Genomic DNA, 13,601 nt, shown 5'->3' on the forward strand with positions numbered 1-13,601 from the left:
AACGAGGGCAATGCCGCCGGCCAGAAGCGTCGAGGCCTGCTTGTCCCGGGCTGTTCTGAGGGCGTCGAAAAAGGCTCCCACTTGGCTCATCGGTCCTCCCGAAGGTCTGAGAGCTGTCCAAGAGGGTCCGTGCCGCCTTCTGGATGCGCCGCGCCCATGTCCCGGATCGGCCCATGGCCGAGATGGCGGCCGAACCAGCGCGTTGCCTGGTCGACGACACCAGCGGTCGCGTCCGGCTCGGCGAACTGGCACCGGGCCGTTGCGATGATCTTGATCGCCTTCGGACCCTGCAATCGGGCATGGACATGCCGGTTGTGCGCGACCAGGCGGTCCTGATGGTCGCCGACGATCAGGAGCGTCGGGACCCGGACCTCGTCGACCGCTTCATGGGCGAGGTCGGGGCGACCTTCATATGTCACGATCGCCCGGATGTGCCTTCGGCTCGCGGCGGCGACCAGGGCCGCCGCGGCTCCGGTCCCGGTCGCGAAGAGGCCGAGGGGAAGCGCGGCGAGGTCCGGCTGGCCCTCGACCCAATGCATCGTGTCGATGAGCCGGGCAGCGAGCAGCTGGATACTGAAGATATTCGCCTGGTTGCGTTCTTCCTGAAAGGTCAAGAGGTCGAGCAGGAGGGTCGCGAAACCGTGCCGGCAGAGGCCCTCGGCCAGAGCCACGTTGCGCGGCTCGAACCGGCTCGAACCGCTCCCTTGCACAAAGACGACAAGGGACCGAGGAGGATCCGGCAGGCGCAGCGTGCCGGGCAGCCCGGCAGGCGGGATACGGATGTGGCGGAGGTCCATGGCAGGCCTCGTGGGTCTCGTCGGAGCACCCTATCCGGCGCGGCGGAACGCGGTTTTGATCAGGATCAAGCCTGTCCGCGCTCCTGAGGCTTCTATCTCGAACGCCAAACTTGACTCAGGTCAAAGCACGCTGGCGCGGAACGTTTCCATGATGCCTGGGCGCATTCAGCCGTCTTGGCGCTTCGGAGCGCGGATTGGCTGCGCGCATCCATGGGCAGCGGGCAATCCTGATTTCCGAGGCGACCCGTCCTGCTCGCCAACAGGAGGACTGATGATGACACAGGTGTCCAAGATACCGGTCAAGACCGAGCCGACGTCCGCTCCGGCTCCTGCGTCCGCGCGGGTTTGGGACCCGTTCCAAAGCCTGCGGCAGGAGATCGACCGCGTGTTCGAAGGCTTCCATCGGGGGCTGCATGTCCTGCCCTTCGGCCGGACGATGTTCGACATCGAGCCGACCTGGCCGCGCGGGATGATCCAGGGCATCGCCCTTGCGGTCGATATCGCCGAGAAAGACAAGGAGTACCAGCTCACCGCCGAGCTCCCGGGCATGGATGAGCACCATGTCGAGGTCAAGCTGTCGAACGGCGTCCTGACGGTCAAAGGCGAGAAGACCGAGGAGAAGGAGGAGCGGGAGAAGGACTACCATCTCACCGAGCGGCGGTACGGCTCGTTCCAGCGCTCCTTCACGCTGCCGGATGACGTCGATACGAACAAGATCGCGGCAAGCTTCAAGAACGGCGTGCTGACGATCTCGCTGCCGAAGTCGGCCGAGGCCCTGAAATCCGAGAAGAAGATCGAGGTTAAGGCGACCTGAGCGTCATCTGCCGGGCCGGAGGCGGTGCGGTCGCTTGTCCGCAAGCCCCCCGGCCCGCCATGTTGCCGTGCCCAGGGATGGTTCCCTCTGGCGCGCCAGCCCGCGGGCAGTTCGCGAACCGAAGTCACAGCGGCTCGCATGGGATCTCGACTGTCGGACGTGCCTGGGAGCCGCTTTGTCTCCTTCAAGGCATCCGCGATCAGACGGTATTTGACCCCGGTGACGGCCAAGTCCCGATACCAGGTCGCGAGGTCTCCCCAGGGATCATTGATCTTCGAGAGGCCCGAGATGATCGCCACGACGGTGCCGACATTCGTCTCGCCGCGGATGACATACCATCCGTCCAGGGCAAGCGCGTATGCAACGCCCGCGTGATAGAGAAGGTTCATCAGGAAATTCAGCGAAAACGTAAGAATAAATACGCCTAAGTTAAGGGTAAATATCGCGTCGAAGCGATGGGTCTGCTTCTCGTCTCCGGTCCCGGCCGGCGAGGAGGTAACCGAGATGCTGATGTGACGAAGCATCGTGATGCGCTTCGACACGCGCCTGTTGATCCGGCTTGCAGAACGGGGCACCAGCACCAGCTGGGCAGGAAGACGACCAGGCTCGCGAGCACCATCGACGGCTGGATGTAGAGCATGTAGCCGAGGGCGCTCATGAGGACACCGTCTTGCAGAGCGGTTCCGACAGACTCTCCCCGACAAAGCCGCCGATATCGTCGCTCCCGGCGATTATCATGGAGAGGCCTACGCCGTCCGTCGTGCTATCGTGTCGCTCCGCGGGAAGATCGTGCAACCCGGGCCGGATCTTCTCCCGCAGCAGGCGGGCAGTGCTTTCTCCGAGCCATCCCGATAGATGGTCGTGAACGGTTTGACCGCCTCCTCGAGCGGGGCCAGGCCGCCATTAGCGATCGCCAGAAGCAGGACCGGATGAAAGTCGCGACCGTACAGCGCGTCGTCGATGATCCGCCGCTGCAGGTCGATCGGTGCGTCAGCACGAACACCGCTGTGGCGAGCTCGGCAAGCCAGAGCAGGCGCCAGCCGCTGCTCCGCACCATAAGCCGAGCGACGCATCCGGAAGGTCGATCGTCGAGGGCTTTGTCCACGACGCCAGTGTGGTGAAGCGCATGCTCGATCCGTTTCCACGATTGCCGGATCACGCCTCATGCGAAACGGGCGCCTGTCTTGAGCGCCTTATGCCTTGCCTCCGCTCGCGGAAGGATGGGCGGCGCCAACGACATCCGGAGCGAGGGGAAACCTCGATGCATGGAGATTCCGGCAGAGATCGGCGAGATCTCGAACGTCCAGGCCGAGAGTTGAGGCGGTGTAGTGCCGGGTCTTGGGCTCGATCATGACGCTCCCGATCGCTGACCCGGCGTTTCTCAGGCAGGTCCACGCCTGGACGAGCAAGGCCTCGTCGCGTGCGACGACGGCGTCGTGGAGCAGTCTCGTCGCCGAGCAGAACTTGGCCTGCTCCCGCGGAAGAAGGTCCTGGCCCGTGCGAAGAAAGCGCTGATAGCGGCTGCGCATCGCTTCCAGGCAATCGATCAGAAGCAGCATCGCTTGAGCGCTGTCCATTGATGCCTCCCTCGGAGGGGATCGTTCTTGAGTGACGACTGAGGTGATCAACTCGATTTATGCGTTGCCGATACGGACCGCGGGCTCGTCGCCCTCGGTCATCAGCTCAAGCGCCGGGCGGTCGAGCAGCGACACGCGATGGGCCCCCGTCATCTCGATCAGGCCGTCGTGCCTGAGAGCCGCGAAGATCCTGCTGACGGTCTCGAGCGTCAGGCCGAGGTAGTCGCCGATGTCATTGCGAGACATCGGCAGGCTGATCGTCTTTCCATCCGGCGCCATGCGAGCCAGTTCGAGCAGGAAGCCGATGACCCGTTCCGTCGCCGTCCTCCGGCCCAGGGTCAGCAGCCACTCATAGGCAGCGGTCAGGGAGCGGCAGGCGATTTCGCGGAAACGGTGGCCCACCGCGCCATCACTCTGGGCAAGAGCCTCGGTGTGCCGGCGGGGATAACGGATGACCACCAGGTCGGTCAGGGCTTCCGCGTCGAAGCCATGCTCGCCGAGCGCCTCGAAGCCAAAGAAGTCGCCGGCGTGGAGGAATGTGCCGATCTGGCGCCGGCCGTCGGACAGCAGCTTGCAGGTGCAGCCGGTGCCGGAGACGATCCGATACCAGTCCAGGGCAGGGTCGCCCTCGCGAAAGACGGCGCCGCCGCGTCGGACGCTGACGACGGTCCCGAGCGAGGCCAGGCTGGCCGGTGCATCGTCACTCCGATGAGGTGGAAGGGTGGGAACGGGGCCCTGGTGCGGCCGGGAGATCGGGAGGGCGCTGTGCGTCTGCATGGTTGCCTCGCGCTGCCGTCGGTTGGACGTGCAGCTATCTTAGGCCTCGGCCACGTCGCGCATCATTCGGTCAGATCCGTATGGAAAACTACTTATCCCGAAAGAAAGGACCCGGCCGAAGCCGGGTCAGTGAACTGCCGGTGCCCCGGATGCAGAGCCAGGGCACCAGCCAATGAAACGAGGTGTCGCCCTGTTCGTCTTTGATCCGGATCAAGGAGGCAACGATCTGGCCCTGCGAAGCCGCCGATGTCGAAGATTGATGATCGGAGGCCCCTCGTGACCACTCATGAAGTCCTGATCCTTAGCGGGGTTCTTGCCGCGTTCGCTGTGTTCGCAGCCAGCTTGGCCGTGGTGAGCTGGCGCGGGTGAGCCGCGTCAGCAGGTGCTGTCAGGGGGCTGGTCCGGGAACCAGCACCGCGGCCCCGGTGAGCCGGCCTTCGCGAATCCGGGTCAGCGCCTCGTTCGCCTGATCGAGCGGCATCGCCAGCGTCTCGGTTCGGATCGGTACCTCCGCGGCAATGGCCATGAAGTCCTCGGCATCCTGGCGTGTCAGGTTGGCGATCGCGCGGATGGTCCGCTCCGGCCAGAGCAGGGCGTATGGGAAGCGCGGGATGTCCGACATGTGGATGCCGGCGCAGATCACGCTGCCGCCCTTCCGGATCGCCTGCAGCGCGGTCGGCACGAGATCGCCGACCGGGGCGAAGATGATGGCTGCATCGAGCGGCGCCGGCGGCGTCTCATCGGACCCGCCGACCCAGGCGGCGCCGAGGCGCCGGGCGAAGGCCTGGGCATCGACGTCGCCGGGCCTGGTGAAGACGGCGACCTCCTGGCCGCGATGACGGGCCACTTGGATGACGATGTGCGCGGAGGCGCCGAAGCCATAAAGGCCGAGGCACGGCGCGTCGCCGGCCAGGCGGAGCGCCCGGTAGCCGATCAGCCCGGCGCAGAGGAGCGGCGCCGCCTCGACATCACCATAGCGCTCCGGGATCGGCACGCAGAACCGCTCGTCGGCCTTGGCGAATTCAGCATAGCCGCCGTCGATCTGATAGCCGGTGAAGCGGGCGCTCTCGCACAGATTCTCCTGGTTGCGACGGCAGAAATCGCAGACGCCGCAGGCCCAGCCGAGCCAGGGCACGCCGACCCGGTCGCCGATCCGGAACCGCGTCGCCGCGCTGCCAGTGGCAATCACCCGGCCTACGATCTCGTGCCCCCGGGACAAGGCGAGGCTTGGGAGAAGCGAGTTCGCCATCGACGACATGCAGATCGGTCCGGCAGACACCGCAGGCAGACACGCGGATGACGATCTCGGTTGGTCCCGGAGCGGGCTGCGGCAGGTCGGCGGGCTCGAGCCGCGTCCCTGGTTTCATGAGGATCATGGCCTTCATGGAAAAGCTTCCTGCTTTTGGCTCCGACGGCAGCCGGCCGGTTCCATGCCTATTCGTTCTCCAGCATGGCTCGGGCCGACAGCAGCGGCTCTCGCAGCGCCGGTCCGATGTCCGGAACCGCCAAGCCGGGTCCCTCCACCGCATCGGCGGTGGCGAAAGCGATGGCGAGGAGGGCGAACCAGCGGTTGTCGGCCGGGATCACATGCCAGGGTGCGTCCGGCCTGGCGGTGGCCCGGATCATGTCCTCATAGGCCTTCGTGGGCCCTGAGCGCAGAGCCGTTCCTGAGCCTCGGACAGCTGGACGAGACCCTCAACCGAAGTTTCGTCGGCCAGGCCATTGGTGTCGGCCGGATCCCAGACGGCCAGGCGGAATCTGCTCCCGTCATCGACGCGGTAGCGCTCGGCCAGCCCGTTCGGCTTCATCACTGATCGGTCTCCACAATGGCGTGACGCCTGACGCGCCCGGCGGCGCGCCAAAGTGGGGCATGCCTCAGCCGAGCGCGGCCGGCCGGGGCCGGACCTCGACGATGCGGAAGGGCCGGGTGACGCCGTCGTGCTCGGTCACCGACACATATTCGCCTTCGACGAAGCGATGGGTGTCGAGCCGCCAGATCGGCTCGTCATCATCCTCCCCCGGGGCGTAGGAAAAGGCCCAGCGGCGGTCGCGGGTGTGGATCAGGCGGCCATGCTCGTCGTCGGCGCCGGACCAGAAGCGGCGCACCGTGCACTCCGCCCGGCGCTCCCGCCAGGCATCGGCATCGAGATGCCCGTCCGGATCGAGCGGGGCGATCAATTCGTAGCCGCAATCCCGAGCACCCTCGGGAGCTTCCGGCGTGCGCGCCAGCTCCATTCGGATGCGAGCCAGGGATTTGGCACGGCTCTGCGGCCGGTGACTGCTCTGCTGATCATGTGGCGCCATGGCGGCCTCCTGTCGTCAAGGAGCTGTGTCGGCTATCAGGGCGTCGACCGGGTTGTCGTCCGGCAGCCCGGCCAGCCACCCCAGCCGGCCCAGGTACCGCAAGGTCCGGAACACCATAGTCGAGGTCGGGCAATCGGCGGCGAAGCCGGCCCAGTCGGCAGGGGCCGTCATGCCGCGGCGCTGCCGCTCGATCATCGCCGGCGTGGCGTCCGACGCGTCGCTCACTCGGGCGGACAGCCGGGACGCCAGAACGGTGTCTGGTGCGTCCAGCCAGACTGCGGCAAAGGGCATCTGACGGCGATTGGCGACAGCCCGGATCGCGGCCCGTTCGGCCGGGTCCAGGAAGGTGGCGTCGGCAATCACCGTGCATCCGCAGGCCAGGAGTTGGTCCGCTCCCCGGCGCAGGGTGTCGTAGACCCGAGCGGTCTGCTCCGGAGCGTAGGCGCTCTCGGGCAGCCGATTCTCAGGTGCCGCGCCGTGCAGCTGTTTGCGGATGACATCCGACCGCAGGATCCGGGCCCCGATGGGCCGTCCGGCATAGGGGGAGAGATGCGTGGCGAGGGTCGACTTGCCGGTGCCGCTCACCCCGCCGATCGCCAGAAGCCGCGGCGAGCTGGCTTGCAGGAGCTCGCCTGCGAGCGCGAAATAGCCCGCGCCGCGGCGGCGAGCCTCCAGCCGTGCGGCGCTGTCGGTCGTGCCACTAGCCATCGTCGCCTGGACGTGGGCCCGGATTGCGGCGTGGATCGACAGGAACAGCGGGAGCAGGGCGGTGCCGTCCGTCTCCTCCGGCATGCGGTCGAGATACCGGTTGAATACGACGCTGGCGAGGTCGCGGTGGGATCGTTCGATCAGGTCCATCAGCAGGAAGGACAGGTCGTACAGGATGTCCACGCAGGCCAGGCAGTCGGAAAATTCGATCGCGTCGAACAGCGTCGGCGCGCCGCGCCACAGCGCGATGTTGCCGAGATGAAGGTCGCCATGGCCGCGGCGTACATGCCCCGACCGCCGGCGCAGGTCGAGCAGCGCCTCATGACGGGCGGCCGCATCCAACGACTGCTCGGTCAACCGGCCGATCGCCGTGGCATCGAACAGCCCGGCGCCGAAGCGTTCCAGATTGGCCCGATTCTCGACGATGATCCCGGCGATCGCGGCGGCACCGCCATGCTGGGGCTCCTCCGGCAGCGACCGGTGGAAGCCGGCGATCCGGTCGGCGAGCTGGCGCATCAGCTCGGCGGTGAGCTGCCCATGGCGGGCCAGCCGGTCGAACTGTCCCGACCCGTCGAAGCGCAGCATGACCAGGAGCCAGTCGACGATCGTGCCGTCGCCGCCGAGGGTCAGCGCTCCCGAGGCGGCGCGACAGACGGGCAGCACGCGCAGATAGAGGTCGGGCGCCGTCCGCAGGTTCAGCTCCAGCTCTCTTTCGCAGGCCGCCCGCCGGAGCTCCAGGGTGGAATAGTCGAGATAGCTGAAGCGCACCGCCTTCTTGAGCTTGTAGGCGTGGCCGCCGGCCAGGAAGACGATCGAGGCGTGGGTCTCCACCCGCTGGACCGAGGCCACGCCATACGCCTCTGGCTGGGAGAGAAACGCGATCACGTCTTGCTGCTGATCTGCCGACATCAGGAGCCTCCATGGAACGGTGCTCATCCTGGCCACACCGGAAGCTCGCGACCTTGAGCTAGATCAAAGCGGAGAGGTCGATGCTGCCGTGTGATGAGCGTCTTCCAGATGGGGAGCAGCCATGACCGCCCTTCGCCTGTCCCACGGCGCCTGGATCGTCGTCTGTGATGCTACGAAGGCCTTGTTCCTGAGACATGCCGGCGATGCATTGGCCCCGGATCTTCGCCTGATCGAGCGCATGGACGCCCCCGACCATGGCAGGACCTCCGACCAGGGAACCGACCGGCCCGGCCTCCTCCAGAACCGGTCGGTGCCCGCAAGCGCGATCGAACAAACCGATTGGCATGGCCAGGAGAAAAATGCCTTTGCGATGCGGATCGCCGGAAGGTTGGACCAACTGCATCGCGAGGATCCCGCCAGCCCGATCGTTCTTGTCGCGCCGCCGCGCATCCTTGGTTCGTTGCGCCGAGCCCTGCCTCCGTCGGTGTCGGCCGTGGTCGTGGCGGAGATCGACAAGGACCTGACCAAGCATCCGGTGCATGAAATCGAGCGCCTGCTGACGGCCGGAAGATGAAGAGACCGCACAGCGGGTGCGTCGGCATCCCGTGGTCGGACGCGGCTCTGCGGCGGGCTGCCAGGTGAGCGCTCACGACTCCGAGAGGGCTTGTTGGATCGCGAGGATCAGCTCTTCACTGTCGAAGGGCTTCTCGATCACGGCCGCGGCCCCGGCGGCCTGCGCTGCCTGCCGGATGCCGGCCGTGTGCTTGTCGGTGATCATGATGCATGGCAGGCCGGCGCCGCGCAGGCGAAGTCGGCGCAGCAGTTCCAGTCCGCCGATCCCCGGCATGTCGTAGTCGACCAACAGGCAGCCCGTCGCGGCCGGCGTTTCGAGAAACCCGGACGCCGATGCATGAACGTGCACAACGAACGATGCGGATTCGAGGAGAAAGGCAAGCGATCGGCGCACCGCGGCATCGTCTTCCACGACATGGATGGTCGGGCGGTCGGCCGGGGAGGCGGTCGTGGGCATGAGGATGCACTGGGTTGGGCGCGAAGGCCGAAGGATAGTGCGCGCCTCCATGCTCCGGCCTTGATCTGGATCAAGACCCCCGCGCCGAATGGACCGGATCGCGCGAGTCGTCCTCGGGGCGGAGCGCGAGCCACATCCGGACCAGATCCGACAGGCTCCGGGCTTGCATCTTTTCCATCACCCGGGCTCGGTGCACCTCGACGGTGCGGGCGCTGATACCGAGGTCGACGGCGATGGCCTTGTTGGGATGGCCTTTGACCAGGGCCGCAAGGACCTCCTGCTCGCGCGGCGTCAGGGCCGCAAGCCGCGAGGACAGCGCCGAGGTCTCGCTCTGCCGGCTCCGGTCACGTTGGTTGCGCTCCAGCGCCGTCCGGATCGCGCCGATCAGGAGTTCGTCGTCGAACGGCTTCTCGAGGAAGTCGACCGCGCCGGCCTTCAGCGCCTGCACGGCTATAGGGATGTCGCCGTGGCCGGTCATCACGATCACCGGCAGGCCGATCCCGCGTTCGACCAGCTTCTGCTGCAGCGTCAGCCCGTCCATCTCCGGCATACGCACATCGGTGACGATGCAGCCCTGCGGCGGTAGCTGGGGCCGGTCCAGGAAGGCGACGGCCGATTGATACGTCTCCACGCGGAAGCCCACCGACTCGAGCAGGAAGCCCAATGAGAGGCGCACTGCCTCGTCATCGTCGACGACATGGACGATCGGGACCTCAGCCATGGCTGCTGTCTCCATTGGCTGGAGCGGCCGGCAGGCTGAACCGGAAGGTGGCGCCGCCCCCGGGCGTCGGCTCGGTCCACAGCCGTCCGCCATGCGCCTCGACGATGGTGCGGCAGATCGACAGGCCGATGCCCATCCCATGGCGCTTGGTCGTGACGAAGGGCTGGAACAACTGGGCCTCAACCTCGGGCGTCAGGCCGGGGCCCGTGTCGATCACCGCGAACTCGATCACGTCTCCCCGTGCCACCGCGGCGATCTCCAGCTCGCGCCGGGTGCTGCCATCCATGGCTTCCATCGCGTTTCGCATTAAGTTCAAGAGCACCTGCTGGATCTGGATCTTGTCGACGACGACGTGCCGCGGCTTTGCGTCGACGGTCAGATGCACCTTGACGCCGTGCTCCTTGGCGCCGACGAGCGCAAGCGCGCTGGCCTCCTCGACCATCTTGGCGACGATCTCCACGTGCTTCTCGGTCTCACCGCGGGCCACGAAGTCGCGCAGCCGCCGAATGATCTGACCGGCCCTGAGGGCCTGTTCGGCACTGAGCTCCAGGGCCTCGCGCAGCCGTGACAGGTCGGGCTTGGCGCTGCCGGCCAGCATGCGCCGCATCGCCTGGCAGTAGTTCGTCACGGCGGTCAGCGGCTGGTTCAGCTCATGCGCCAGGGTGGCAGCCATCTGGCCCATCGCGCTGAGGCGGGAGACATGCAGAAGCTCGGTCTGCAGTTCCTGCAGCCGGGCCTCGGTCTGCTGGCGCTCGGTCAGGTCGCGGATGAAGCCGGTGAACAGGCTGTGTCCCTCGCGCGAGACCTCGCCGACCGCGAGCTCCATCGGGAAGGTGCCGCCATCCCTGCGTCGGCCGACGACCACCCGGCCGATGCCGATGATACGCCGCTCGCCGGTCGCGAAGTAGCGCGCCAGATAGCCGTCATGCGCCTCCCGGTAGGGGGAGGGCATCAGCATGTTGACGTTGCGGCCGTGTACCTCCTCGGACGTGTAGCCGAACAGGCGTTCCGCCGTGCTGCTGAAGGACTGGATCAGGCCCTGCGCGTCGATCACCACCATCGCGTCCGGAATGGTCTCGAGGATCGAGCGCAGATGCGCCTCCCGCGCCTCAGCGGTCGCCTGGGCCGCCCGGGCATCGGTAACCTCCGCATGCAGCACGACGACGCCCTCGCGGGTCCCACCGGCCGGCCTTGCGCCGGTGCAGCGGAACCACAGAGGGCCGGCCGGTCCAGGAAAGGAATAGTCCAGCTGGAAGCTGTCGGTTCGATCGGAAAGCATCAGGCGAAGCTGTTCCACGAGGCGCCGGGCATCCGAATTGCCCTTGTCTGCTTCGTGGTCGCAGATGGCCAGATAGTCGGCACCGATCTCGGCGCCGGCGAAGACGTTGCCCGGCGCATTGCTGCGCCAACTTCGGTTGGCTGCCACGACAACGCCTTTGCTGTCGAGCAGGGCGATCTGCCCGGGTAGGGCGTCGAGGATCGCTGCACGGTACTCGAAGTCCGGCGATGGCGTCACCATTCAGCCCTCAAGTCGGCCCGGCGAAGCGGGGTCGCAACGTCGATCTGCCGTGCCACGGGGACAGCCGCTTTGAGCAGACGATCAGCCGCCGCTCGCGCCAATGCATGGCCAAGGTAGCAGCGGTTCGACACCGGGACAATCGGAGGAGCGACATCGGAGGAGCGGGGACCGGACGAGCCGTCGGTCGCGGGGGTGCAGTCTGAAGCCGGCCGTGCTCCTCAGGGGTCGATGGAACGGTGGGACTTCATCGCGCCCTGGCCATGAGCATCGGTCTCTGACCGGCGAGCTTGACGCAGATCAAGGCAGCGGGTCTCGCTGCGTTGTCTTCTTGCGCTGGCGGACGCTTGGCAAAGCACGGCTGCACCCATCGCATCGGCCTCTCGGATGCAGGAGGACGGAATGAAAGCGCTCGTCTATCGCGGCCCCGGAGACAAGGCGATCGAAGACCGGCCGAAGCCCGAGATCGAGGCGCCGGGCGACGCGATCGTCCGGATGGTCAAGACCACGATCTGCGGGACCGATCTGCACATCCTCAAGGGCGATGTCGCGACCTGCGCCCCGGGACGCATCCTCGGCCATGAAGGCGTCGGCGTCATCGAGTCCGTTGGCGCCGGCGTCACGACCTTCCGGCCGGGCGACCGGGTCCTCATCTCCTGCATCTCGGCCTGCGGCACGTGCGAAAACTGTCGCCGCGGCATGTACTCGCACTGCAGGACCGGTGGGTGGATCCTCGGCCACCGGATCGACGGCACCCAGGCGGAATATGTCCGCACGCCGCATGCCGACACCAGCCTCTATCCGATCCCGGACGGCGCGGATGATGAGGCGCTGGTCATGCTGAGCGACATCCTGCCGACCGGCTTCGAATGCGGCGTGCTGAACGGCAAGGTCGCGCCGGGCTCGACCGTCGCGATCGTCGGGGCCGGCCCGATCGGGCTGGCCGCCCTGCTGACGGCCCAGTTCTATTCGCCCGCCCAGATCATCATGATCGATCTCGACGACAACCGGCTCGAGGTGGCCAGGCAGTTCGGCGCCACCCATGTGGTCAACAGCCGCGGCGGCGGCGTGGCCGAGGACATCAGGGGGCTGACCGACGGGCGCGGCGTCGACACCGTGATCGAGGCCGTCGGCGTGCCCGCGACCTTCCTGCTCTGCCAGGACATCGTCAGCGCCGGCGGCACCATCGCCAATGTCGGTGTCCACGGGCAGAAGGTCGACCTTCACCTGGAGCGGCTGTGGTCGGAGAACATCACCATCACGACGCGGCTGGTGGATACCGTCAGCACGCCCATGCTGCTGAAGACGGTGCAGTCCGGAAAGATCGATCCGGCCCGCCTGATCACGCACCGCTTCCCCTTCGACCGGATCCTCGATGCCTACGACACCTTCGGCCGAGCCGCCGACACCAAGGCCCTGAAGGTCTTGATCGCGATGTGACAACGAAGCCGCGCTGAGGCCCAAGGCGGCAATGCGGACTGGTCCGCAGCAGCGCGTTCCCGAACGCCGGAATATGGCGAGATTGCCGAACAAGGAGGCAGGCGATGTCGATCCCGACGAGCAAGACGTACAGCCCGGATACCAGAACCGTGGATCCAAACCAGCCCTTTACCGACGTGCCACTGCCCAGGCCCGGGACCCCTGACCCAGAAAGGCCAGACCACAGGACGCCATCGCCGAAGCATCGCGAAGGGTTGAAGCCAATGAAGGGTCGAAGACTTCGCCGTCGTATAAAATCGTAGCGTCGGTCGGGGCGCGGGGCCACGACCGCAGACAGGAGATCGGGCCGCAATCAGATCCGGCGTCAGGCACGATCAAGGTTGAGGGCGAGCGGCGGCGAGATCATTCTCGCCGCTGCTCGCGTCAGTCGGAGGGCATCGCGAGTTCGCTCTCGGCCTCCTGCACCACCATGATGGTCCGCAAGAGGCTGGACGGATTGACGCTGATCGCGTCGATCCCGAGACGGGTGAGGTATCGGGCGATATCCGGATGGTTGGCCGGCGCCTCGCCGCAGATCCCGACATGCCGACCGTTGCGCTTGGCGCCCGCGACGGCCAGGCGCAACATCTCCAGCATGCCCGGATCGCATTCGTCGAAATCGAAGGCGACGCTTTCGGAATCCCGGTCGACGCCGAGCGTCAGCTGGGTCAGGTCGTTCGATCCGATGGAGAAGCCGTCGAACAGGGCCGAGAAGGCGTCGATCCGGATGACGTTGTTCGGAATCTCGCACATCAGATGGATCTCGAGGCCGTCCTTGCCGCGTTCGAGCCCGTGGCCGGCCATGGCCGCCAGCACGCGGCGGGCTTCTTCCTCGCGCCGGCAGAACGGCACCATGACATGGAGGTTGGCCAGCCCCATCTCTGCCCGGACGCGGCGGATGGCGCGGCATTCCAGAGCGAAGCCGTCGGCATAGGCCGGATGCGCGTAGCGCGAGGCGCGGCGGGAGGC

Annotated in this window: 14 protein-coding genes and 1 pseudogene; 3 read left to right on the top strand and 12 right to left on the bottom strand. The window is 66.8% G+C overall.

All coding sequences use genetic code 11. The features are described 5' to 3' along the window. Window positions 1-86 precede the first annotated feature (86 nt). The gene (locus AAHM41_RS34405) at window positions 87-797 is read right to left on the bottom strand and encodes a dienelactone hydrolase family protein (protein WP_342241142.1); all 711 of its coding nucleotides are present in this window, start codon (window positions 795-797) and stop codon (window positions 87-89) included. Here AAHM41_RS34405 and AAHM41_RS34410 point away from each other — a divergent pair. Further along, window positions 796-1,611, top strand: coding sequence for an Hsp20/alpha crystallin family protein (locus AAHM41_RS34410; protein WP_342241143.1), 816 nt, complete (start codon window positions 796-798; stop codon window positions 1,609-1,611). The two genes, AAHM41_RS34405 and AAHM41_RS34410, sit on opposite strands and share 2 nt — an antisense overlap. A 1,193-nt stretch (window positions 1,612-2,804) precedes the next feature. Here the strand turns inward: AAHM41_RS34410 and AAHM41_RS34415 are convergent. From AAHM41_RS34415 to AAHM41_RS34440, 7 genes and pseudogenes are all read right to left on the bottom strand, one after another. After that, window positions 2,805-3,188: a hypothetical protein gene (locus AAHM41_RS34415; protein WP_342241144.1), complete on the bottom strand. Its 384-nt coding sequence runs from the start codon at window positions 3,186-3,188 to the stop codon at window positions 2,805-2,807. A gap of 57 nt (window positions 3,189-3,245) precedes the next feature. After that, window positions 3,246-3,965 carry a helix-turn-helix domain-containing protein gene (locus AAHM41_RS34420; protein ID WP_342241145.1) on the bottom strand — a complete coding sequence of 240 codons (720 nt, stop codon included), beginning with the start codon at window positions 3,963-3,965 and terminating at the stop codon, window positions 3,246-3,248. A 388-nt stretch (window positions 3,966-4,353) separates the two neighbouring features. Then, window positions 4,354-5,223: a zinc-dependent alcohol dehydrogenase family protein gene (locus tag AAHM41_RS34425; RefSeq protein ID WP_446719508.1), complete on the bottom strand. Its 870-nt coding sequence runs from the start codon at window positions 5,221-5,223 to the stop codon at window positions 4,354-4,356. Then, window positions 5,186-5,494: pseudogene (locus AAHM41_RS40765) on the bottom strand (hypothetical protein); the annotation flags it as partial. The gene AAHM41_RS34425 and the pseudogene AAHM41_RS40765, both read right to left, overlap by 38 nt. Then, window positions 5,400-5,624, bottom strand: a complete 225-nt coding sequence (locus AAHM41_RS34430) for a hypothetical protein (protein ID WP_342241154.1) — start codon at window positions 5,622-5,624, stop codon at window positions 5,400-5,402. The gene AAHM41_RS34430 and the pseudogene AAHM41_RS40765, both read right to left, overlap by 95 nt. Window positions 5,625-5,840: 216 nt before the next feature. Continuing rightward, entirely contained in the window at window positions 5,841-6,269 is a 429-nt protein-coding gene (locus AAHM41_RS34435) for a hypothetical protein (protein WP_342241146.1), read from the bottom strand. Window positions 6,270-6,284: 15 nt separating this feature from the next. Beyond that, window positions 6,285-7,886 (bottom strand): bifunctional aminoglycoside phosphotransferase/ATP-binding protein, encoded by a 1,602-nt coding sequence (locus AAHM41_RS34440; RefSeq protein WP_342241147.1) that lies wholly within the window; start codon window positions 7,884-7,886, stop codon window positions 6,285-6,287. 121 nt (window positions 7,887-8,007) lie between these two features. Between AAHM41_RS34440 and AAHM41_RS34445 the strand changes: the two genes are divergently transcribed. Next, complete coding sequence (locus AAHM41_RS34445; RefSeq protein ID WP_342241148.1) at window positions 8,008-8,460, top strand: host attachment protein; 453 nt, start codon at window positions 8,008-8,010, stop codon at window positions 8,458-8,460. A gap of 72 nt (window positions 8,461-8,532) precedes the next feature. Here AAHM41_RS34445 and AAHM41_RS34450 read toward each other — a convergent pair whose 3' ends face one another. From AAHM41_RS34450 to AAHM41_RS34460, 3 genes are all read right to left on the bottom strand, one after another. Beyond that, window positions 8,533-8,916 carry a response regulator gene (locus AAHM41_RS34450; RefSeq protein WP_342241149.1) on the bottom strand — a complete coding sequence of 128 codons (384 nt, stop codon included), beginning with the start codon at window positions 8,914-8,916 and terminating at the stop codon, window positions 8,533-8,535. A 70-nt stretch (window positions 8,917-8,986) separates the two neighbouring features. Next, the gene (gene fixJ / locus AAHM41_RS34455; protein ID WP_342241150.1) at window positions 8,987-9,637 is read right to left on the bottom strand and encodes a response regulator FixJ; all 651 of its coding nucleotides are present in this window, start codon (window positions 9,635-9,637) and stop codon (window positions 8,987-8,989) included. Beyond that, window positions 9,630-11,156 (bottom strand): PAS domain-containing sensor histidine kinase, encoded by a 1,527-nt coding sequence (locus AAHM41_RS34460; protein ID WP_342241151.1) that lies wholly within the window; start codon window positions 11,154-11,156, stop codon window positions 9,630-9,632. The genes fixJ and AAHM41_RS34460 overlap by 8 nt, the downstream gene beginning before the upstream one ends. A gap of 399 nt (window positions 11,157-11,555) precedes the next feature. Here AAHM41_RS34460 and AAHM41_RS34465 point away from each other — a divergent pair, with 399 nt between their 5' ends. Next, window positions 11,556-12,593: a zinc-dependent alcohol dehydrogenase family protein gene (locus AAHM41_RS34465; RefSeq protein WP_342241152.1), complete on the top strand. Its 1,038-nt coding sequence runs from the start codon at window positions 11,556-11,558 to the stop codon at window positions 12,591-12,593. Window positions 12,594-13,016: 423 nt separating this feature from the next. On the opposite strand, the gene AAHM41_RS34470 is transcribed toward AAHM41_RS34465, so the two are convergent. Further along, window positions 13,017-13,601 (bottom strand): putative PEP-binding protein (locus tag AAHM41_RS34470; protein WP_342241153.1); only part of this gene is annotated, 585 nt, incomplete at its 5' end.

It is taken from the genome of Inquilinus sp. OTU3971, from assembly GCF_038440215.1.